A 20,290-nucleotide genomic window follows, 5' to 3' on the forward strand; every position below is an offset into this window, starting at 1 on the left:
GACCCGCGTCGAGCGGTCGTTCGACCCGGTCGCGGGGCGCGCCCGGGGGGGCCGCGCCCGGCGGGGGGTGGGGGGGGGCGGCCCCCCCCGGGGGGGGGCCCGGCCCGCCGTCGTGCGTGGCTCGTGGGTGTCAGTACAGGTTGATCGCCAGGAGCTGGCGCGCCTTGCCGACCCGGGGGTCGGTGGGGCCGAGGATCTCGAAGTAGTCCACGAGCCGACGACGCAGCGTCTCCTTGTCCTCGGCGCTCGACCCCGGCAGCAGGTCGAGCAGCCGCCCGAACGCGTCCTCGATCTTGCCCCCGAGGACGTCCAGGTCCGCGACGTCGAGCTGCGCCTGGAGGTCGGTGGGCCGGGACGCCGCGGCGTCACGCGTGGCCTGCAGCTCCAGGTCGCGAGTACGGCGCAGCAGGCCCACCTGTGCGAGACCGGCCGTCGCGAGGTGGTCGCGCGGGTCCTGCTTGATGGCCTTCTCGTACGCCGCGACAGCCGCGTCGAAGTCGTCGCGCTCGATCGCGTCGTACGCCTCCTGGTGCAGCGGCGGCAGCTCGGGCTCGGGAACCGGGGCCTCGGCGGCCGCGTCGGCGTCCGCCGGGACGCCCTGCGCGGGCGCACGGCCCGTGACGCCGTTGCCCTCGGCGATCTGCAGCACCTGCTGCAGGACCGCGCGGACCTGGTCGCCCGCGGCCGCGCCCTGGAACAGCGGGACCGGCTGGCCCCCGACGATCGCGACGACCGTCGGGACGCTCTCGACCTGGAACGCGGCCGCGATCTGCGGGTAGGTCTGCGCGTCGACCCGGCCCAGGAGGAAGCGCCCGGCGAACTCCTCGGCGATCGCGCCGAGCTCGGTGCCGAGCTGCGCGTTCGCCTGGTCCGTCGGGATCCACAGCAGGACCACGACGGGGTACTGCGCCGAGTCCTGCACGAGCTGCGGGAACGACTCCTCGGTCACGTCGACGACGTAGCCACCGGCCTCGGGCGCGCCACCAGGAGTGCCGGGCGGAGGGGCCGTCGGACGGTTCAGGGACGACAGGTCGACGGCGCCGCGCACGTCGAAGTTCGGCTGCTGGCTCGGTTGGCTCATGGCTACATCCTATGAAGAATCCGGCCGCGTGCCGCGCGTCGGTCGACGGGCGGTACGCGGCCGGGACGTGGGCGGTGGGGCACCCGGGATCCGGAGCGCCCCGAGGGGGTCAGGAGGTCGCGACGGACGTCGCGACGTTCTCCATGCCGAGCATCTGGACGCCGGTCGTCGCACCCGCGGGCGGGATGTACATCGCGACCATGGTCGTGTAGCCGACGTTGAGCTTGTTCGTCGGCTCGCTCGCCCCGAAGAGCGCCTTCTCGGTGTCCGACCCGGGGGCGATCTTGCCGCCCTCCTCGATCGTCCGCGTCTCGAGAGCGGTCAGGCCGGCCATGACCATCGCACCGCCGTCGGCCGTGCGCACCGCGCGCGCCTGGTCGGGCGTGGGCGTGAACGTCATGGTCAACGAACCCTCTGCCTTGCTCAGCTCGGCCATCTGCACGGTCGCGTTGTTCGCGACCCACGCACGCAGCGGGTCGTCGGCGAACGACCCGGCGTACGCGGAGCCCGCCCCGAGCGTCAGGACGTCCGCGTACTGCGCCACGGCGTCCGCGGGGGTCATGAGGAGCGACGGGTCGTCCATCGGGACCGACTCGCTGCCCACGGCAGGTCCCGCGAACGCGGGCAGGGTCGCGCTCGGGAACAGCCTGACCCAGGCCCACAGCTTGTACGGGTCGCGGGCCGCCGTCTGCTCGTAGGCGAGCAGACGCGGGGACTGGAGGTCCTCGGGCTGGACGGTCACGGCGTAGGCCTGACGGGGCCAGGTGTCCGTCGTCGTGATGATGTCCTGCTGGACGTCGGTCGGCAGCTTCGTGACCAGGTTCTGGTCGCCCCGCGTCGCGGCGACCGCGAGCTGGCTCGTCCGGAGCGAGAGCGCCGGACCGGCGAGGCGGCTGCCGAGCGGGGCGGCGTCGTTGGTCGCGGCCGCCTCGTCGAGCGTGGTGCCGACCGCGGTGCGGACCTCGGCCATCTGGTCGGCCGTCAGTGCGGGGACCGCCTCGGTGGGCGTCGGGTCCGGGTCTGCTGCGGGCACGGGTGAGGCGCAGCCTGCGAGCAGGATCGCCCCTGCGACGGCACCTGCTACGGCGGCCGTGCGGGTCACGGAGCGGCGGGGTGTGCGCTTGCTCATCGGTCTCCTCCGGTCGTGTCGGGGGTCTGGGTCTGGTCGTCGTCGCCCGACGTGGGCGGGGCAGCCTTCGTCTGGCCGAAGCCCCACGCCTGGCGCCAGGCGTCGGCGCGGGCTGCCGAGCCGCCGTCTGCGCCTGCCTGCGGGTCGGCGGTCGGGGCGGGGACGACGGGCTGGGCGGCGGTGGCGTTCCTCTGCCTGCCGGGCACGACCGGGATCTGCCCTGTCAGCCATCGGTTGCGGGGGCGCTGCGCGCGCGCTTCCTCCTGGGCTGCGTTCTCGGCCTCGATGCGCTCCCTCTCGGCCCGCTCCCGCAGCTCGCGGCGGGTGAGCGTGGAGGTCGCGCCGGTCTGCGTCGGGGGTTCCTGCGTCGCCGATCCTGCGCCACGGTCTCCGGCGGCGGGGTCGGTCGGTGCTGCGGCGCCGGTCGGAGCCGCGCCCTCGTCCGTGCTCCGTGCGTCGCGCGTGCCGCCCGAGCGCTTCGGGGTGCGCCGGGAGGGGTCGTCGCCCTTCTTGCGGTTCACGAACGAGAGGACGCCGATCGCGAGCCCGGCGAGCAGGAGCAGGGTGCCGCCGGCGATCCCCGGCCACTGCCACGGGGTCGAGACCTCACGGGCCCAGGTCAGGGTCACGACGGGCGTGGCAGGGTCCTCACCCGTGCCTGCGGCGAGCAGGCTCCAGCGGCCCGGTCGGTCGGACCATCGCAGGCTGACCTCGCCCGCACCCGCCGACTCGGCGAACCACATGTCGGAGCCGGCCGGGTCCACGCCGACGACCGGCGCCGGAGCGGCTTCGGTCGTCGCGGCGTCGCCCTCCGCGGGAGCCTCGCCCTCCGCGGGAGCCTCGCCCTCGGCCGGGGTCTCCTCCGCCGGAGGCGGCGCGGCGACCGACCTGGTCGAGAGCGTCTCCCAGTCCGTGAGCCCGGTGACGACCGTGTGGGCGTCCGCACCGACCCATCCCTCGACGTCGACGTCACGACCGATCACGAGCGTGACGGGCTTGTCGTCCGAGGTCTTCGCCGTGACGGTCACGTCACCCGCGACCATGTCGAGGACGCCAGGCTCGGAGACGACGAGGGGCGAGGAGCCGTCGGCGGGGGTCGTGGCGACCACCGTCTCGCTCTCTCGCCAGATCGTCGCCGAGGCGACCCCCGTGCCGATCCCCACCAGGCCGAGCACGATCAGGCCGGCGGCCAGGATTCGTTGAAGCACCGAGTTTTCCCTTCGTCATGGACAATCCACAATAGAGGCGAACGAGCGCCGGATTCGAAAGTTCGCCGGATGGCGACGATCGCCGCAGACTCTTCACGAACCCCTCGCGTCACCCTGACGGTACCCATTCCGGGTATTCAGGACACAGCCGGGCCACGTATCCTGGTGGACGATCCACAGGTCGGGCTGCCGGTGACGCGCCGGCACTCATCCCCCGACACCCATGCTGGCGTGGACCAGCCCAAGGCGGAAGGTCGACCCGTGTCCGACGAACGCACACTGTTCCCCATCACCATGCGCGGATACGACCGCATCATGGTGGAAGGCCAGCTGGCCAAGCTCGAGAAGGACCTCGAGGACTCCCGGCACCGAGCGGAGGCCGCTGACGCACGGGCCGTGCAGCTCACGTCGGACCTCCAGGACGCGCAGCGCCAGCTGCGCGAGACCGACCGTCCGTCGTACGCCGGGCTGGGGTCACGCATCGAGCAGCTCCTCCGTTCGGCCGAGGAGCAGTCCGCGGACATCCTGGCCCAGGCCAACGCGCAGGCCGTCGACATCATGTCCCGCGCCAAGGTCGCCGGCGGCCAGATCCGCTCGCGTGCCGAGAACGAGGTCGCGGAGCTCCTCTCGAACGCGCGCCGCGAGGCCGAGGAGATCCGGTCGACCGCCGCCGCGGAGACCGAGAGCACCCTGGTGGGCGCCCAGCGCCGCGCCGAGGAGTTCGTCGGCTCGGCCGAGCGCGAGGCCGCCCGCATCCAGAGCGCGCTGAACACCGAGGAGAGCGAGCGTCGCTCGAGCCTCGAGCGCGAGCTCGGCACGCTGCGCGCCCAGACCGAGCGCGAGACGACCGAGCTGCGCGTCGCGACCGAGCGCGAGACCGCGGAGCTCCGCGCCCGGGTCTCTGCCGAGACCGCGGCGATGCGTGAGGCTGCCGAGCGTGAGACGACCGAGCTGCGCGAGACGACGCGCCGCGAGGCCGAGCGCCAGGTCGCCGAGGCCAAGCGCGCCGCGTCCGAGGCCGCGAACGCCGTGACGTCGGAGATGGAGGAGCTGCGCGAGAAGGCGCGGACCGCCCTCGCCGAGGCCGAGCTCGACATCGCCCGCCGCCGCGAGGAGGCCGAGCTCGAGAGCGCTGCGCGTCACCAGGTCGCCAAGGAGGAGACCGAGAAGCTCGTCACGACCGCCGAGTCGCACGCGTCCGACGCCGAGGCCCGCGTGGTCGCCGCGCTCGAGCAGGCCGAGAAGGTCCGCACCGAGTCCGACGAGTACGTCAAGGAGGTCATCGCGACCGCGCGCCACAACGCGGACCGCGTGGTCGCCGAGGCCCGCGAGTTCGCCGAGCAGACGGTCGGGGACGCCAAGGCGGAGGCCGAGCAGCAGCGTGCTGCCGCCCAGCGCCAGCTCGAGGACCTCACGCGCCAGCACGAGTCGATCAACACCTACCTCGACGAGCTGCGTGGGCTCCTGGGCGACAGCGACGCAGGAGCGGCCAAGGCGAAGGCCGCGGCTCCGGCCGCGATCGCGGGCACTCCCGCGCAGCGGGCACGCGCCGCCAACCTCATGACCGCCGAGTTCCCGCAGGTCGAGGCCGCGGAGCCCGACGCCGAGTCGGCCCGCACGGCCGACGAGCCCGAGGCTCCGGCCCGGACCAAGGGCTGACGAGATGACGACCGACGGCGACGGCACGGGACGCACGGCTCCCGGGTCGTCGCCGTCGCCGCGTCCGGAGGTGCCAGGGGGCACGGGGGGCGGTCCCGGCGCGCCGTCCGTCCGCGGGACCGACCAGCCCGACGACGTCGCCGCCTGGCGCGCTCAGCGCACCGAGGCGGCGGCGCACCAGGCGGCCGAGCTCGAGCGGCGCCGTGCCCAGGAGTCCGCCGAGGCGGCGGTCCTGCTGCGCGAGTTCGTCGCCGAGGCCGGGCGCCGCGGCATCGCACCCGTGCCGCTGCAGGCGCGCTCGTACGCCGGCGACGCCACGTACCGGACGCGCACGCTCGGCTGGTACCTGCGCAAGAACCGGACGCTCGCGGTCGGCACGGACGGCGCGTTCTACGTCCTGAGTGTCCCGGGCGGGCTCTCGGCGCGGCTGCGCGGCGCCGTCCTCACGCCCTCGGACCCGCCGATCGTGCTCGGCAAGGGCGGCCGCGACGGCGAGTCGATCTCGCTCGCCGACGCCATCGCGCTGGTCCTCGAACGCGGCTGAGCCGCGCTGGTCCTCGAGCGCGGCTGAGCCGCGTCGCCGGTCGGCGTCACCCCTTGGCGGTGGCCCAGAGGTCCCCGAGGGCGTTCGCGACCGCTGCCGGCTCCTCGACGGCACTCATGTGACCGGCGGACTGCACCAGGACGAGCGAGGTGCCGCGGGCGGCCGCGACCATGTGCTCGGCCGCCTCGACGGGTGTGAGGGTGTCCTCCTCGCCCACGACCACGGTGACCGGGCCCGCGAAGCCGGCCAGGACCTCGGTGCGGTCCGGGCGGGCGGCCATGGCGCGCTGGGCCCACGCGACGCCGTCGGGCCGCTGGGAACGGATCCACTCCTCGAGGCGAGCCGTCAGCGCGGGGCGCGCGACCTTGCTCGTCGCCCCGAGGAGCGCGCCCGGCATGCCGAGCACGGCGTCCACCGTCGCGCTGCTCGTGACGGCCTCGGCGATGCGGAGTCGGTTGGCCCGCGCCTCGTCCGTGTCGGCCGTGGACTTGGTGTCGACGAGGCCCAGGGCGACGGTGAAGTCGGGGTGCCTCTCGGCGGCCGCGAGCGCGACGTAGCCGCCCATCGACATCCCGACGACGACGGCCCGCTCGACCCCCGCGGCGCGTGCCGCGGCCACCACGCCGTCCGCCGCGGACTCGATCGACGCGGGCTCGGCGCCGAGCGGGCTCTGCCCCGCACCGGGGAGGTCGACCGCGAGGACCGTGGCACCGTTCGGCAGGGCGGCGGCGACGTCGAGCCACATGCGGTGGTCGAACGGGAAGCCGTGCACGAGCAGCACGGGCAGGCCGTGCCCGTGGCGCAGCGTGTGGAGGGCGAGGTCTCGGTCGGTCGTGGTCATGGTTCCTGTCCCGTCGTCGATGGCTGGACGTGCGTTCTGCTGGCGTCGTAGGTGGCCTGGTCGGTGGCCTCGGTGTCGGTCCCGGTCTCGGTCGCCGCGTCCCACGTCGTGGGCAGCGGCACCGGGAACCCGGGCAGGACGTGCGCGACGATCTCGTCGAGCACGCGCCGGACCGACGGCTCCCCGACCCACAGGTGCTTGGCGCCCTCGACCGCGATGACCTCGGCCTGGGGCACGCGCGCGAACCGGCGGCGCGCCTCGTCGGGGCGCAGGTAGTCGTCGAGCTCGGGCACGAGCACCACGAGCGGCTTGCCGAACGCCGCCCAGCGGTCCAGGTCGTCGTCGGTCGCGCGGTGCAGGGGCGGGGAGAGCAGGATCGCGCCCTCGATGCCCGGGTCTGTGCCGTGCTTGAGCGCGATCTCGGTCCCGAACGACCACCCCACGAGCCACCGGTTCGGCAGGTCGTGGAACTCGGCGAGCTCGATCGCGGCGGCGACGTCGAAGCGTTCGGCCTCGCCGCCGTCGAACGCGCCCTCGCTCGTCCCGCGCGGGGACGACGTCCCCCGGGTGTTGAAGCGCAGCACCGCGAGGTCGGCGAGCGCCGGGAGGCGCCAGGCGGCCTTGCGGTAGACGTGGGAGTCCATGTAGCCGCCGTGCGTGGGCAGCGGGTGCAGCGTGATCAAGGTGCCCGACGGCGCCGCGTGCGCCGGGAGCGCGAGCTCGCCCACGAGGGTCAGGCCGTCAGCGGTGTGCAGCTCGACGTCCTCGCGGCGGGCCGGCAGGACCGTGAGCGAACGGATCGGGGCGCCGTGCTCGGCGGGCTTGCCCTCGGGGGCCGTGGGAACGGGCGCCTGCGGACCGGGCGCGGCGACGGCCGGGGCGGCGGACTGGTCCGCGGGCTGGTCCGCGGCCTGCGCTGCGGACTGGACTGCGGCCTGGTCTGCGACCGGGGCGGCGGGCTCGTCGGGGTGGTCGGTCGCGGGGGTGGGGCGGTGCGCGTTCATCACGCCGAGCCTAGCTGGCGGGCCGTGCCGCGCGAGACGGGCGGTCCGGTACGAGACGGGTGCCCGCGCCGGTGACGGGGGCACCCGTCTCGTACCGGACCACCCGTCTCGTGCACGCGTCAGCGGCGACGTTCGCGGGCCGACCAGCAGCCCGAGTGCCAGTGCCGACGATCCTCGAGGGCCGAGGCCGCACCGAACATCGAGTCGTTCGCCCACGCGACGACGTGGCTCGTGCCCGCCGGGATGGTCTGCCTGCACCCCGGGCACACGTAGGCCTTGTCACCCGAGCGCACCGTGCGGACCGACCACTCGCCGTCGGCCCCCGACTCCGAGCGCAGCCCGCCGAGGGCACGGCCCAGGTCGAGCGGGGCGGGTTCTGCCCCCCAGGGGCGGCGACGGGAGGGACGCTTCGACGGCATCCGTCCATTGTCCCTGCTCGAGGCCTACGGGGCTCCCCTCCCAGCGGCCTCCCAGAGAGTGCCGCTAGAGTTACGGGGCCTGCAACCCGTGCTCGGCGACGTGCTCGCCACCGGTCGTGCGCGGACACCCCCGAACGAAGGATCCCTGTGAAGCTCCGTACCTCCCGCGGCCTCGTCGCGATCGCCCTGGGGACCGCCCTGGTCCTCTCCGGCTGCGCGAGCGGCAACGACGGCGGCGCCAGCCCGTCGCCCTCCGACGCCGCCGCCACCGACATTCCGACGCCCTCCGCAGAGGACATCGCGGCGCTCGAGGCCGTCAAGGTCACCGGAGACGCGGGCGCCGAGCCCACCGTGGAGTTCACGACGCCGTTCACGGTCTCGGCGGCGACCGCGCGGTCGATCGACGAGGGCGACGGTGACCCCATCGCCAAGGGTCAGCAGATCTCGATGCAGTCCGCGGCCTTCCTCGGGACCGACGGCAGCAAGGCGATGTCGACCTGGGACTCGAACAGCCCCGAGCAGCTCGTCCTGGACGACAACCTGTACCCGCAGCTGCTCGACGTCCTCGTCGGCAAGAAGGTCGGGACGCGCTTCCTCTTCGCCGCCCCCATGAACGACGGCTCGGGCACGCTCGTGACCGTCGCCGAGGTCGTCGAGACCAAGGACGTGCCGGACCCGGCCGACGTGCCGACCCGCGCCGAGGGCGAGGCCGTGACCCCGGCCGACGGGCTCCCCGTCGTCACGCTCGACGACACGGGCAAGCCGAGCATCACGGTCCCCGAGGGCTACACGGCGCCGACCGACCTCGTCGTCCAGCCCCTCATCAAGGGCACCGGCCCGGAGGTGACCGCTGACCAGACGATCATCGCGAACTACACCGGGTGGAAGCTCGACGGCACGCAGTTCGACTCCTCGTGGGACCGCGGCACGCCGGCCACCTTCCCCCTGACCGGCGTGATCGCCGGCTGGACGCAGGGACTCGCCGGCCAGACCGTCGGCAGCCAGGTGCTGCTCGTCATCCCGCCGTCGCTCGGCTACGGCGCCTCTGAGGGCCACGAGCTGCAGAACGAGACCCTCGTCTTCGTCGTGGACATCCTCGCGGCGTACTGAGCCTCCTGAGCCTCACCGAAGGGCCGTCTCCCGTTCACGGGGGGCGGCCCTTCTCGTGTGCTGGACCGTGCCGTCCTGCGGCCGACGCTCGGCGGGCCGACCCCCAGGTTCAGCACCTAGGCTCTGCGCATGAGCACAGAGCGCGAAGTCATGACGTGGGACCTGTTCGGCACCGCGTCCCGAGAGCTGGCCGAGCAGGTGGTGGCCGGCGGCTTCCTGCCCGACGTCGTGATCGCGATCGCCCGCGGCGGTCTCCTGCCCGGTGGGGCCGTGGCGTACGCCCTGGGGACCAAGGGCGTGGGGACGCTCAACGTCGAGTTCTACACGGACATCGGCCAGACGCTCGCCGACCCTCGCGTCCTGCCCCCGCTCATGGACACGTCCGAGCTCCCGGGGTCGAAGGTCCTCGTGGTCGACGACGTCGCGGACTCGGGCCGCACCCTCGCCCTGGTCATGGGCATGCTCGCCGAGCACGGCACCGAGGCACGCTCCGCGGTGCTCTACACCAAGCCGCGCACGATCATCCAGCCGGACTTCGCCTGGAAGGAGACCGACCTGTGGATCACGTTCCCGTGGTCGGCCGAGCCCCCGGTCGAGGGCGCGATGTCGAGGCCCAACGACTGAGATCCTCCCCGGACGCACGACCGACGCCCCGCCGCTCCTTCGAGGAGCAGCGGGGCGTCGGTCGTTTCGAGGGATGCCGTGGCGGTGTCAGCGCGGGCTCACGCGAGCGCTGACCCGACGGTCAGGTCGCCGGGGTCAGAAGTCCCAGTCGTCGTCCTCGGTGTTCACGGCCTTGCCGATCACGTAGGACGAGCCCGAGCCGGAGAAGAAGTCGTGGTTCTCGTCGGCGTTCGGAGACAGCGCGGACAGGATCGCCGGGTTGACGTCGGTCTCGTCCTTGGGGAACAGCGCCTCGTAGCCCAGGTTCATGAGGGCCTTGTTGGCGTTGTAGCGCAGGAACTTCTTGACGTCCTCGGTCAGGCCGACGCCGTCGTAGAGGTCGGCGGTGTACTGGACCTCGTTCTCGTAGAGCTCGAAGAGGAGCTCGTACGTGTAGGCCTTCATCTCGTCGCGCTCCTCGGGGCTGAGCTTCTCGAGCCCCTTCTGGAACTTGTAGCCGATGTAGTACCCGTGCACGGCCTCGTCGCGGATGATGAGGCGGATCAGGTCAGCGGTGTTCGTGAGCTTGGCCCGGCTCGACCAGTACATCGGGAGGTAGAAGCCCGAGTAGAACAGGAAGGACTCGAGGAGCGTGCTCGCGACCTTGCGCTTGAGCGGCGAGTCGCCCTTGTAGTACTCCATGACGATCTCGGCCTTGCGCTGGAGGTTGGGGTTCTCCTCCGACCAGCGGAACGCCTCGTCGATCTCGCGCGTCGAGCACAGCGTCGAGAAGATCGACGAGTAGCTCTTGGCGTGCACGGACTCCATGAAGGCGATGTTGGTGTACACGGCCTCCTCGTGCGGGGTGATCGCGTCCGGGATGAGCGACACGGCCCCCACGGTGCCCTGGATGGTGTCCAGGAGCGTGAGGCCGGTGAAGACGCGCATCGTGAGCGTCTTCTCCTCCTCGGTGAGCGTGGCCCAGCTCTGGATGTCGTTCGAGACCGGGACCTTCTCGGGGAGCCAGAAGTTCCCGACGAGCCGGTCCCAGACCTCGGCGTCCTTGTCGTCCTCGAGACGGTTCCAGTTGATCGCGGACACGCGATCGATGAGCTTGAGCTTCCCAGTGGGTGACATGTCGTTCTTCTTCTTTCTCAGCACGGTGCCAGCGACGAGACGAGAGGTCCTGCGGGCGGCGGGAGCGGGAGGGGCGCCGGTCGTGGTCGGGCCTGGCGGGGGCCGCGAGGCACGAGCGGTCCGGGTAGACCGGCGCCCCTCCCGTGGACGTCGCCGTCAGGCGACGAGGACGATCACAGCATGCAGGAGACGCAACCCTCGACCTCGGTCCCCTCGAGCGCGAGCTGACGCAGGCGGATGTAGTACAGGGTCTTGATGCCCTTGCGCCATGCGTAGATCTGCGCACGGTTGACGTCGCGCGTCGTCGCGGTGTCCTTGAAGAACAGCGTGAGGCTCAGCCCCTGGTCCACGTGCTGCGTCGCCGCGGCGTACGTGTCGATGATCTTCTCGTAGCCGATCTCGTACGCGTCCTGGTAGTACTCCAGGTTGTCGTTCGTCAGGTAGGGCGCCGGGTAGTAGACGCGCCCGATCTTGCCCTCCTTGCGGATCTCGATCTTCGCGGCGACCGGGTGGATCGACGACGTCGAGTTGTTGATGTAGGAGATCGAACCGGTCGGCGGGACGGCCTGGAGGTTCTGGTTGTAGATGCCGTGCTCCTTGACGGACGCGGCGAGCGCCTTCCAGTCCTCCTGCGTGGGGATGTGCACGCCGGCGGTCTCGAACAGCTCCTTGACGCGGGGCGTCGCGGGTTCCCACACCTGGTTCGTGTACTTCTCGAAGTACTCGCCCGAGGCGTACGTCGAGTCCTCGAACCCGCCGAACGCGCGGCCACGCTCGATCGCGAGGCGGTTGCTCGCGGCGATCGCGTGGTAGGCCACGGTGTAGAAGTAGATGTTCGTGAAGTCGATGCCCTCTTCGGAGCCGTAGAACACGCGCTCACGTGCGAGGTAGCCGTGCAGGTTCATCTGCCCGAGGCCGATCGCGTGGCCGGACTCGTTGGCGCGCTTGATCGACGGGACGGACTCGATGCTCGTCTGGTCGGACACGGCCGTCAGGGCACGGATCGCGGTGTCGATGGTCTTGGCGAAGTCGGGCGAGTCCATCGTCTTGGCGATGTTGAGCGAGCCCAGGTTGCACGAGATGTCGCGGCCGACGTGGTCGTACGACAGGTCCTCGTTGTACGTCGAGGGCGTCGAGACCTGGAGGATCTCGGAGCACAGGTTCGAGTGGGTGATGCGTCCCTTGATGGGGTTCGCCTTGTTCACCGTGTCCTCGAACATGACGTACGGGTAGCCGGACTCGAACTGGAGCTCGGCGAGGGTCTGGAAGAACTCGCGCGCCTTGATCTTCGTCTTGCGGATGCGTGCGTCGTCGACCATCTCGTCGTACTTCTCGGAGACCGAGATGTCGGCGAAGGGCTTGCCGTAGACGCGCTCGACGTCGTACGGCGAGAAGAGGTACATGTCCTCGTTCTTCTTCGCCAGGTCGAACGTGATGTCGGGGATGACGACGCCCAGCGACAGCGTCTTGATGCGGATCTTCTCGTCGGCGTTCTCACGCTTGGTGTCGAGGAACCGCATGATGTCGGGGTGGTGCGCGTGCAGGTAGACGGCACCGGCACCCTGGCGGGCCCCGAGCTGGTTCGCGTAGGAGAAGGAGTCCTCGAGGAGCTTCATCACGGGGATGACGCCCGACGACTGGTTCTCGATGTGCTTGATCGGGGCGCCGTGCTCACGGATGTTGCTCAGGAGCAGGGCGACGCCGCCGCCACGCTTGGAGAGCTGCAGCGCGGAGTTGATGCCGCGCGCGATGGACTCCATGTTGTCCTCGATGCGCAGCAGGAAGCAGGACACGGGCTCGCCGCGCTGCGCCTTGCCGATGTTGAGGAACGTCGGGGTCGCGGGCTGGAAGCGGCCTGCGACGATCTCCTCGACGATGTCGAGCGCCGTCTGCTCGTTGCCGTCCGCGAGGCCGAGCGCGACCATGGACACGCGGTCCTCGAAGCGCTCGAGGTACCGCTTGCCGTCGAACGTCTTGAGCGTGTACGAGGTGTAGTACTTGAACGCGCCGAGGAACGTGTCGAAGCGGAACTTCTTGGAGTAGGCGAACTCGAAGAGCGACTTGACGAAGGCGCGGTCGTACTTCGCGAGGACCGCGGGGTCGTAGTACTTGTTCTCGACCAGGTAGTCGAGCTTCTCCTCGAGGCTGTGGAAGAAGACCGTGTTCTGGTTCACGTGCTGCAGGAAGTACTGGCGCGCAGCCTGGCGGTCCTTGTCGAACTGGATCTCGCCGTCGGGGCCGTACAGGTTGAGCATCGCGTTGAGTGCGTGGTAGTCGAGCTCGACCCCCGCAGCCACCGTGCTCACGCTGGAATCCGTGACTGTCGTTGCCAAAATCGTCCCAATCCGTCGCGGACGCGCTCGACGTCCTCGGCTGTTCCAAGAAGCTCGAAGGCGTACAGGTAGGGCACCTGGCACTTCGAGGAGATGATGTCGCCGGCGATGCAGTAGGCAGCGCCGAAGTTGGTGTTGCCCGCGGCGATCACGCCGCGGATCAACGACCGGTTGTGTGCGTCGTTCAAGAACTTGATGACCTGGCGGGGCACTGCCCCGCCCTCGTTGCCGCCGCCGTACGTCGGGATCATCAGGACGTACGGCTCGTCGACCCGCAGGAGCTCGTCCTTGGCTCGCAGCGGGATGCGGTGGACCGACTGGCCGCGGTCCTCGAGGCCCAGCCTCTGGACGAACCGGTGCGTGGTGTCCGAGATGCTGGAGAAGTAGACGAGCGATCCCATGTCACACCTCGCAGCGGGGACCGGTGGGACGAGCTGCTCAGGCGACGGGAGCGACCTTCGCCGCGAGAGCGTTGATCTGGTCGGGGCGGAAGCCCGACCAGTGGTCGTCGCCCGCGATGACGACGGGTGCCTGCAGGTAGCCGAGGCCGCGGACCAGCTCGAGCGCCTCGGCGTCCTGGCTGATGTCGACGACCGAGTACTCGATGCCCTTCTTGTCGAGGGCGCGGTAGGTCGCGTCGCACTGAACGCAAGCCGGCTTGCTGTAGACCGTGATGCTCATCTGGTCAGTCTCCTCGTGTAGGGGATCGGTCTTCCACGGGTCTCAGGTCGACTCCGCGAAGGGTCCTGACCTCGAAGAACACTGGTGGAACTACGATCGTGTGATGTGCCCGAGGAGATGTGCGCTCCCTGGTGCTGACCACTATACCTAGTGGGCGGGCTCCGCGCTCGGCACTAGATGTCGTGGTCGGGTGATTCCTGTCGCCTCATCCTCGGGGCCTTCCGGAGTGTGCTACAAGCACGGATCCATCCTCCCAGGAGGCACTGACAGGACCTGCGTGACGCCGTCGTCCACCGCCCGCGCGCACCGCGATCCGCACGCTCTCGCGGCCCCGGCGACTTCTCCACAGGCTGTGGAGGATCGTCGTCCACACGCTGTGGGGAGTCGGGCAGGCCTCGCGGTCGGGTCTCGAGGCTCGACGAAGGCCCCCGGCACGCGCCGAGGAGGACGCCGCGAAGCGGACAAGCCGGGCAGAAAATTCTCAGGTGTGTCGTGTCCGCTCGGCGTGTCGCGCGGAACCGGTCGGGCTGCGACAAAGATCACCGGTGCCCTGTCAGCACCCCGGGGCGCCGACGGGCCCAGACGCGCCGAGGCGTTCCTGGGGCGCACAGCGCGACGTCCGGGCCTCCCTCCCTCAGGAAGGCCCGGACGTCGTGGTCGGGACGCGGCGACGGTGTCAGACCTCGTCGACCCCGGGCAGCACCGACGTCGTCGCGAGCCGGCGGTACCAGTGGGCCGAGTCCTTCCAGGTCCGGGCGAGCGTGTCGTAGTCGACCCGGATGATCCCGAAGCGGCGGTCGTAGCCGTAGCCCCACTCGAAGTTGTCGAGCAGCGACCACGCGAAGTACCCGCGCACGTCGGCGCCGGCGTCGATCGCGGCCCCGACAGCGTCGACGTGGTCGCGCAGGTACGCCACGCGGCGGTCGTCGTGGACCCGGGCGGTCCCGTCGGCGTCGACGCTCACCTCGTCGTCGAAGGCCGCGCCGTTCTCGGTGACCATGAGCGGCTGGTCGGGGTAGGCCTGGTGCACCGCGAGCAGCAGCTCGGTCATGCCGGCGGGCTCGATGTTCCAGCCCATCGCGGTGTAGGGGCCGGGCTGCTGGACGAACTCGACGTCGTCGACCCCGATCCACGGGCTGTGGCTCGAGGCGCCGTGGCCGTCGCTCTCCGAGCGCTCGCCGTCGCCGGAGAAGTGCCGGACGCGCACGGTCGAGTAGTAGTTGACGCCGAGGATCGACAACGGCTGGTGCACGAGCTCGAGGTCGCCGTCCTGGACGAACGACCAGTCGGTGACGTGCGCGGTGTCGGCGAGCAGGTCCGCGGGGTAGGCGCCGTCGAGCAGCGGGCCGAGGAAGGCCCGGTTGGCGAGCGCGTCGATCTTCCGCACGGCGTCGAGGTCGGCGTCCGAGGTGGGGTCGTCGGGCCGGATGACGTGCAGGTTGAGGGTCACCGAGGTCTTGGCGTCCTCTCCCAGCTCGTCGCGGATCGCACGGCACGCGAGCCCGTGGGCGAGGTTGAGGTGGTGCACGGCCGCGAGCGCCGCGACGGGCTCGGTGCGGCCGGGCGCGTGCACGCCCGAGCCGTAGCCGAGGTAGGCGGAGCACCAGGGCTCGTTGAGCGTGGTCCACACGTCGATGCGGTCGCCGAGCTCGCGGGCCATGCGGCGCGCGTACTCCGCGAACGCGTGGGCGGTCTCGCGGTCGGCCCAGCCGCCGCGGTCCTCGAGCTCCTGCGGGAGGTCCCAGTGGTAGAGCGTCACGACGGGCTTGACCCCGGCCTCGAGGAGCGCGTCGACGAGCCGCGAGTAGAACGCGATGCCCTCGGGGTTGAACTCCCCCGTCCCGCCGGGCTGGACGCGCGACCAGGAGATGGAGAAGCGGTAGGCGCCGAGCCCGAGGTCCTTGATGTGCTGCACGTCCTCGGCCCACCGGTGGTAGTGGTCGTCGGCGACGTCGCCGGTGTCACCGTTGAGGGTGCGGCCGGGGGTGTGCGAGTAGGTGTCCCAGATGGAGGGGCCGCGTCCGCCCTCGGTGGCGGCACCCTCGATCTGGTAGGCGGCGGTGGCAGACCCCCAGAGGAAGTCGGTCGGGAAGGTGCGGGGCGCGGGGGCCTGCGCGGGGTCGGCATGGGTGGCGACGGTGCTCACGGTGTTCCTTCGGTGTTCTCGGGTGGTCGAGCCCTCCGCATGGAAGCGCTCTCACGTATCGATTCGATCAGCGTACCCACGCGGCCGGGTGACGTCGAGGGCGAGTGGTGGGCTGCGTCGTCGGGCAGGGAGATCTCCCCGCCCGACGACGCCGCTCACCACCCCCTCGCGCTCCCCCGCCGCGTGGCGCGGGACAGGCCTCAGACGGACAGCTCGACGCTGCCCGCGCCCTGCGCCCCGACCATCTGGTCACCGAGCTGCACGGCCCACGGTGCGCGGGCGTCGTCCGAGGTGACCGTGACCCGCGATCCCTCACGGACCGTGCGGAACGTCGTGGCCGCTCCCGCCTCGGACGGGACCGTGGTCGTCGAGTCGTGGCCGTCTTCCAGCTCGAACAGGCGCAGGGTCACGCCGTCCGCCCACTCGTAGTCCGGACGGTCGGTGCGCGCACCGACCGGCAGCACCGTGCCCGGGCGGACCAGGAGCGGCAGCGAGTCGAAGCCGTGGCGCTCCGTCACCCAGCCCGGACCCGAGACGGAGCGCCCGTCGAGCAGGTTCGTCCAGCGCCCCTCCGGGACGTAGTACTCGACGTCGCCCTCGGCCGTGAAGACCGGCGCGACGAGCAACGAGCCGCCCAGCATGTACTGGGTGTCGACGCCGAATCCGCCACGGTCCTCGGGGAACTCGAGCACCATGGGCCGCATCATCGAGATCCCGTCCCGGTGCGCCACCTCCGCGGCCCCCGCCAGGTACGGCATGAGCGAGAGCTTGAGACGCGTGAACCGCCGCGTGACGTCGACCGCCTCCTCGTCGAACGCCCACGGCACGCGCACCGAGTCCGAGCCGTGCAAACGGCTGTGCGAGGACAGCAGACCGAACGCGAGCCACCGCTTGAAGACCCCCGGGTCCGGGACCCCCTCGAAGCCACCGATGTCATGGCTCCAGTACCCGAAGCCGGACATCGCGAGCGAGAGCCCGCCACGGAGCGACTCGGCCATCGACGCGTACGTCGAGTCGCAGTCGCCACCCCAGTGGACGGGCAGCTGCTGGCCGCCCGCGGTCGCCGACCGTGCGAACAGGACCGCGTCCCCCTCGCCCCGCTCACGCTCGAGGAGCCGGAAGACGGCCTCGTTGTAGAGCTGCGCGTAGTAGTTGTGCATCTTCGCGGGGTCCGAACCGTCCGACCACACGACGTCGTCCACCGGGATGCGCTCGCCGAAGTCGGTCTTGAAGCAGTCGACCCCCTGGTCGAGCAGACCCTTGAGCTTGCCCAGGTACCACTCGGTCGCGTCGGGGTTCGTGAAGTCGACCAGGCCCATGCCCGCCTGCCACTTGTCCCACTGCCAGACGCCGCCGTCGGTCGTGCGGAGCAGGTACCCCGCCTCCCGGGCCTCCTCGAACAGCGGCGACCGCTGCGCGACGTACGGGTTGATCCACACGCAGATCTTGAGGCCCTTGTCCTTCAGCCGGCCCAGCATGCCCTCGGGGTCCGGGAACGTGCGCGGGTCCCACTCGAAGTCGACCCACTGGTACTCGCGCATCCAGAAGCAGTCGAAGTGGAAGACCGACAGCGGCAGGTCCCGCTCGGCCATGCCGTCGATGAACCCGCTCACGGTCTGCTCGTCGTAGCTCGTCGTGAAGGACGTCGTGAGCCACAGCCCGAACGACCAGCCCGGGACACGCGCAGGGCGACCCGTCAGCGCGGTGTAGCGCGTCAGGACCTCCTTGGGCGTGGGCCCGGCGACCAGGTAGTACTGGAGCGACTGCCCCTCGACCGAGAACTGCGCCCGGGTGTTGATCTCGGAGGCGACCTCGAACGACACGAGCTCGGGGTGGTCGACGAACACGCCGTACCCGCGGCTGCTCACGTAGAACGGCACGTTCTTGTACGCCTGCTCGCTCGACGTCCCGCCGTCGGCGTTCCAGATGTCGACCGCCTGCCCGTTCTTGACGAACGGCCCGAACCGCTCCCCCAGCCCGTACAGCTGCTCGCCCGGCGCGAGGCTCAGCTGCTCGTGCACGAAGTGCGCTCCCCCGTGCGCGGCGTCGGCCTGGACCGCACCCACGGCCTTGTGCAGGCTCGACGTCACGACCTGCCCGTCCTGCTCGACGTCGACGCGCCAGCCGCCGTCCCGGTGCACCCGCACCGCGAGCGGCCCCGAACGCAGCACGCCCGCGGCCTCGTCGACCGAGATCTCGGGCCGGAAGCCCTCCTCGCGGTGGAGCTCGAAGTGCGGGCCCCGCCGCGCCGCGCCGCTCAGGTGCTCGATCCGCACGCCGATCACGCCCGGGGCGGGCGACGAGTACGTGACCGTCAGGAGCGGCCGGTTGAGCGTGTCGCCACGACGCCGGATCACGGCGGTCGGTGCGTACACCGTCATCGTGCCCGCCGCAGGGTCCGCGCGGACGTCGTCGACCTGGGCCGGGTGGAGCGGCGAGAAGCCGTCGCGGACCTGCCAGTAGCCGTCGGTGAACTTCATGGGTGCTCGGTTCCTTCGAAGGTAGGTGCGATCACTTCACGGCGCCGGCCGTGACGCCTCGCGTCAGGGTGCGCTGGAAGATCAGGAAGAAGATGACGGCGGGGACGAGCGAGACCAGCGCGCCCGCGTTGGTCGTCGTGGCGTCCATCATCCGGTCGCCCTGGAGCGAGGCCAGCGCGATCGGGATCGTCTGCGTCGCGTTGGTCGTCAGCATGACCAGCGGGATGAAGAACTCGTTCCAGGTCCAGATGAAGAAGAAGATCATCAGGACCGAGAGCGTCGGGCGCACGACCGGGAAGACGATCTTCCACAGGATCTGCCAGCGCGTGGCACCGTCGAGCGCCGCGGCCTCCAGCAGGGCGGGCGGGAACGTACCCAGCACCGACGACAGGAGGTACGTGCCGAACGCCGACTGGATGACCGTGAAGATGATGATCACGGACCACTGGGAGTTCGACAGGCCGACCTGCTGCGCCATGGTGAACAGCGGGTAGACCAGGGCCTCCTGCGGCAGCATGTTCGCGAGGAGGAACAGCATGATGATCCACAGGCGTCCCTTGACCTTCCCGACGCCGATCGCGTAGGCGTTCAGCAGCGAGAGCAGCGTGCCGCCGATCGCCACGGCGCTCGAGATCCAGATCGAGTTGAGCAGCTTCTGCGGGAAGTCGACCCGCTCCCAGAACGCCACGACACCGTCGAGGTACAGGTGCGAGGGCCAGCTCAGCGGACCGTCCTGCGAGTACTCCGCGGGTGACTTGAACGCGTTGAGGAGCATGATCACGAACGGTGCGAGCATCAGCAGGGCGAACAGCGCGGCCGCCGCGAGCACGAACCAGCGGCCGATCCCCCGACGGTGACGCTGGTCGGGTCGGGTGGACCGGAGGACCTGGTCCCCCGTGGACTCGTCGACGGACGGGGACAACGTGTCGGTGGCCATCAGCGGCCTCCTTCTTCACGGCGCTCGGCGCGGGCCTGCAGGGCGAGGATGACGAGAGCGACCAGGACGATCACCAGCGTCAGGACGGTCGCCACGGCGGCGCCGTATCCGACCTTCGACTTGTCGAAGAAGTTGAGGTACGAGTAGTAGCTGGGCACGAGCGTCGAGCTCTCGGGGCCGCCGCGGGTCAGCACGTAGATCGGGCCGAAGACCTTGAGCGCCGCGACCGTGCAGGTCAGGACCACCACGAACGTCTCGGGGCGGATCTGCGGCATCGTGATCGCGCCGAACCTGCGCCACCACCCGGCGCCGTCGAGCTCGGCAGCCTCGTACAGCTCGGGGTCGACCCGCTGGAGCGCCGACATGAAGATCACGACCGGGTAGCCGATCTGGACCCACACCAGGACGGCCATGACCGTGGGCAGCGCCGTGGTCGTGGACCCGAGCCAGTTGGGCGGGTTCTCGAACCCGATCGAGCGCAGGACCACGTTGAGCGCACCGGTCTGGGAGTTGAGGATCCAGTTCCACAGCACGCCCGCGACCGCGACCGGCAGGATCTGCGGCAGGTAGTACGTGGCGCGCAGGAAGGCCGCGACGCCACCGCCGAACCGGCGACCGAGGTAGTCGAACAGGACGGCCGCCAGCACGAGCCCGATGAGCGTCGGGACCACGACCATCGCGAGGATCATCGCGACCGAGTTCCGGAACGAGGTCCAGAACTGCTCGTCGGCCAGGAGAGCGGTGTAGTTGTCGAGCCCCACGAACTTCTTCGGGGCCATGCCGCCCTTCCACTTGAAGAGGCTGTAGTACACGTTCGTGGCGAACGGGATCAGGATGACCACCGTGAAGGCGACCGCTCCCGGGATCAGGTACGGCAGGTACCCCACCCAGCGGGGTCTGCTGCGCCGCGAGCGCGCGGCTCGTGCTCGCTCGACCGCGGGGGTCGGCGTCTTGACAGTGCTCATGGTCTTTCCTCGT

Annotated in this window: 18 protein-coding genes; 4 read left to right on the forward strand and 14 right to left on the reverse strand. The window is 70.8% G+C overall.

The window, feature by feature from the left end; genetic code table 11:
* Positions 1–130: 130 nt before the first annotated feature.
* The 3 genes from ACFVQ3_RS01370 to ACFVQ3_RS01380 all read right to left on the reverse strand — a co-directional run bounded on the left by ACFVQ3_RS01370 (position 131) and on the right by ACFVQ3_RS01380 (position 3,418).
* On the reverse strand, positions 131–1,081 hold the full coding sequence (locus ACFVQ3_RS01370; protein ID WP_387634146.1) for a co-chaperone YbbN: 951 nt from the start codon (positions 1,079–1,081) through the stop codon (positions 131–133).
* A gap of 109 nt (positions 1,082–1,190) precedes the next feature.
* Positions 1,191–2,210 carry a hypothetical protein gene (locus ACFVQ3_RS01375; protein ID WP_387634148.1) on the reverse strand — a complete coding sequence of 340 codons (1,020 nt, stop codon included), beginning with the start codon at positions 2,208–2,210 and terminating at the stop codon, positions 1,191–1,193.
* Positions 2,207–3,418: a hypothetical protein gene (locus ACFVQ3_RS01380; RefSeq protein WP_387634150.1), complete on the reverse strand. Its 1,212-nt coding sequence runs from the start codon at positions 3,416–3,418 to the stop codon at positions 2,207–2,209. Before ACFVQ3_RS01380 ends, ACFVQ3_RS01375 begins: the two co-directional genes overlap by 4 nt.
* A gap of 261 nt (positions 3,419–3,679) precedes the next feature.
* Between ACFVQ3_RS01380 and ACFVQ3_RS01385 the strand changes: the two genes are divergently transcribed.
* Positions 3,680–5,077 (forward strand): hypothetical protein, encoded by a 1,398-nt coding sequence (locus ACFVQ3_RS01385; RefSeq protein ID WP_387634152.1) that lies wholly within the window; start codon positions 3,680–3,682, stop codon positions 5,075–5,077.
* Between the two features lie 4 nt (positions 5,078–5,081).
* Positions 5,082–5,621 (forward strand): hypothetical protein, encoded by a 540-nt coding sequence (locus ACFVQ3_RS01390; protein ID WP_387634154.1) that lies wholly within the window; start codon positions 5,082–5,084, stop codon positions 5,619–5,621.
* 46 nt (positions 5,622–5,667) lie between these two features.
* On the opposite strand, the gene ACFVQ3_RS01395 is transcribed toward ACFVQ3_RS01390, so the two are convergent.
* The 3 genes from ACFVQ3_RS01395 to ACFVQ3_RS01405 form a co-directional block, all read right to left on the reverse strand.
* On the reverse strand, positions 5,668–6,462 hold the full coding sequence (locus ACFVQ3_RS01395; protein WP_387634156.1) for an alpha/beta fold hydrolase: 795 nt from the start codon (positions 6,460–6,462) through the stop codon (positions 5,668–5,670).
* A complete protein-coding gene (locus ACFVQ3_RS01400) occupies positions 6,459–7,262 on the reverse strand; it encodes an alpha/beta hydrolase (RefSeq protein ID WP_307822697.1) in 804 nt (267 codons plus the stop codon). Before ACFVQ3_RS01400 ends, ACFVQ3_RS01395 begins: the two co-directional genes overlap by 4 nt.
* Positions 7,263–7,585: 323 nt before the next feature.
* Positions 7,586–7,885, reverse strand: a complete 300-nt coding sequence (locus tag ACFVQ3_RS01405) for a hypothetical protein (protein ID WP_387634158.1) — start codon at positions 7,883–7,885, stop codon at positions 7,586–7,588.
* A gap of 147 nt (positions 7,886–8,032) precedes the next feature.
* Between ACFVQ3_RS01405 and ACFVQ3_RS01410 the strand changes: the two genes are divergently transcribed.
* A complete protein-coding gene (locus tag ACFVQ3_RS01410) occupies positions 8,033–8,995 on the forward strand; it encodes an FKBP-type peptidyl-prolyl cis-trans isomerase (protein ID WP_387634160.1) in 963 nt (320 codons plus the stop codon).
* Positions 8,996–9,124: 129 nt separating this feature from the next.
* Positions 9,125–9,619, forward strand: a complete 495-nt coding sequence (locus tag ACFVQ3_RS01415) for a phosphoribosyltransferase (protein ID WP_387634162.1) — start codon at positions 9,125–9,127, stop codon at positions 9,617–9,619.
* Positions 9,620–9,754: 135 nt separating this feature from the next.
* Here the strand turns inward: ACFVQ3_RS01415 and nrdF are convergent, their stop codons facing one another.
* From nrdF to ACFVQ3_RS01455, 8 genes are all read right to left on the reverse strand, one after another.
* Entirely contained in the window at positions 9,755–10,735 is a 981-nt protein-coding gene (gene nrdF / locus ACFVQ3_RS01420; protein WP_030149937.1) for a class 1b ribonucleoside-diphosphate reductase subunit beta, read from the reverse strand.
* Between the two features lie 173 nt (positions 10,736–10,908).
* Entirely contained in the window at positions 10,909–13,068 is a 2,160-nt protein-coding gene (gene nrdE / locus ACFVQ3_RS01425) for a class 1b ribonucleoside-diphosphate reductase subunit alpha (RefSeq protein ID WP_275588982.1), read from the reverse strand.
* Positions 13,038–13,469, reverse strand: coding sequence for a class Ib ribonucleoside-diphosphate reductase assembly flavoprotein NrdI (gene nrdI / locus ACFVQ3_RS01430; RefSeq protein ID WP_387634165.1), 432 nt, complete (start codon positions 13,467–13,469; stop codon positions 13,038–13,040). Before nrdI ends, nrdE begins: the two co-directional genes overlap by 31 nt.
* 37 nt (positions 13,470–13,506) lie before the next feature.
* Positions 13,507–13,749, reverse strand: a complete 243-nt coding sequence (gene nrdH, locus ACFVQ3_RS01435) for a glutaredoxin-like protein NrdH (protein WP_030149940.1) — start codon at positions 13,747–13,749, stop codon at positions 13,507–13,509.
* A 676-nt stretch (positions 13,750–14,425) separates the two neighbouring features.
* Positions 14,426–15,895, reverse strand: a complete 1,470-nt coding sequence (locus ACFVQ3_RS01440) for a GH1 family beta-glucosidase (protein ID WP_387634167.1) — start codon at positions 15,893–15,895, stop codon at positions 14,426–14,428.
* 200 nt (positions 15,896–16,095) lie between these two features.
* Positions 16,096–18,375, reverse strand: coding sequence for an alpha-xylosidase (gene yicI / locus ACFVQ3_RS01445; RefSeq protein WP_387634169.1), 2,280 nt, complete (start codon positions 18,373–18,375; stop codon positions 16,096–16,098).
* A 31-nt stretch (positions 18,376–18,406) separates the two neighbouring features.
* Positions 18,407–19,312: a carbohydrate ABC transporter permease gene (locus ACFVQ3_RS01450; RefSeq protein ID WP_387634171.1), complete on the reverse strand. Its 906-nt coding sequence runs from the start codon at positions 19,310–19,312 to the stop codon at positions 18,407–18,409.
* Positions 19,312–20,277 carry a carbohydrate ABC transporter permease gene (locus ACFVQ3_RS01455; protein WP_387634173.1) on the reverse strand — a complete coding sequence of 322 codons (966 nt, stop codon included), beginning with the start codon at positions 20,275–20,277 and terminating at the stop codon, positions 19,312–19,314. Before ACFVQ3_RS01455 ends, ACFVQ3_RS01450 begins: the two co-directional genes overlap by 1 nt.
* Positions 20,278–20,290 lie beyond the last annotated feature (13 nt).

It is taken from the genome of Oerskovia sp. NPDC057915 (assembly GCF_042887685.1).
Classification (GTDB): Bacteria; Actinomycetota; Actinomycetes; order Actinomycetales; family Cellulomonadaceae; genus Oerskovia.

Bases quoted from the DNA above. Each gene is read 5' to 3' on its own strand.
- ACFVQ3_RS01370 (WP_387634146.1), bottom strand. From the start codon at position 1,081: ATGAGCCAACCGAGCCAGCAGCCGAACTTCGACGTGCGCGGCGCCGTC.
- ACFVQ3_RS01375 (WP_387634148.1), bottom strand. From the start codon at position 2,210: ATGAGCAAGCGCACACCCCGCCGCTCCGTGACCCGCACGGCCGCCGTA.
- ACFVQ3_RS01390 (WP_387634154.1), top strand. From the start codon at position 5,082: ATGACGACCGACGGCGACGGCACGGGACGCACGGCTCCCGGGTCGTCG.
- ACFVQ3_RS01395 (WP_387634156.1), bottom strand. From the start codon at position 6,462: ATGACCACGACCGACCGAGACCTCGCCCTCCACACGCTGCGCCACGGG.
- ACFVQ3_RS01405 (WP_387634158.1), bottom strand. From the start codon at position 7,885: ATGCCGTCGAAGCGTCCCTCCCGTCGCCGCCCCTGGGGGGCAGAACCC.
- ACFVQ3_RS01415 (WP_387634162.1), top strand. From the start codon at position 9,125: ATGAGCACAGAGCGCGAAGTCATGACGTGGGACCTGTTCGGCACCGCG.
- nrdF (WP_030149937.1), bottom strand. From the start codon at position 10,735: ATGTCACCCACTGGGAAGCTCAAGCTCATCGATCGCGTGTCCGCGATC.
- nrdI (WP_387634165.1), bottom strand. From the start codon at position 13,469: ATGGGATCGCTCGTCTACTTCTCCAGCATCTCGGACACCACGCACCGG.
- nrdH (WP_030149940.1), bottom strand. From the start codon at position 13,749: ATGAGCATCACGGTCTACAGCAAGCCGGCTTGCGTTCAGTGCGACGCG.
- yicI (WP_387634169.1), bottom strand. From the start codon at position 18,375: ATGAAGTTCACCGACGGCTACTGGCAGGTCCGCGACGGCTTCTCGCCG.
- ACFVQ3_RS01450 (WP_387634171.1), bottom strand. From the start codon at position 19,312: ATGGCCACCGACACGTTGTCCCCGTCCGTCGACGAGTCCACGGGGGAC.
- ACFVQ3_RS01455 (WP_387634173.1), bottom strand. From the start codon at position 20,277: ATGAGCACTGTCAAGACGCCGACCCCCGCGGTCGAGCGAGCACGAGCC.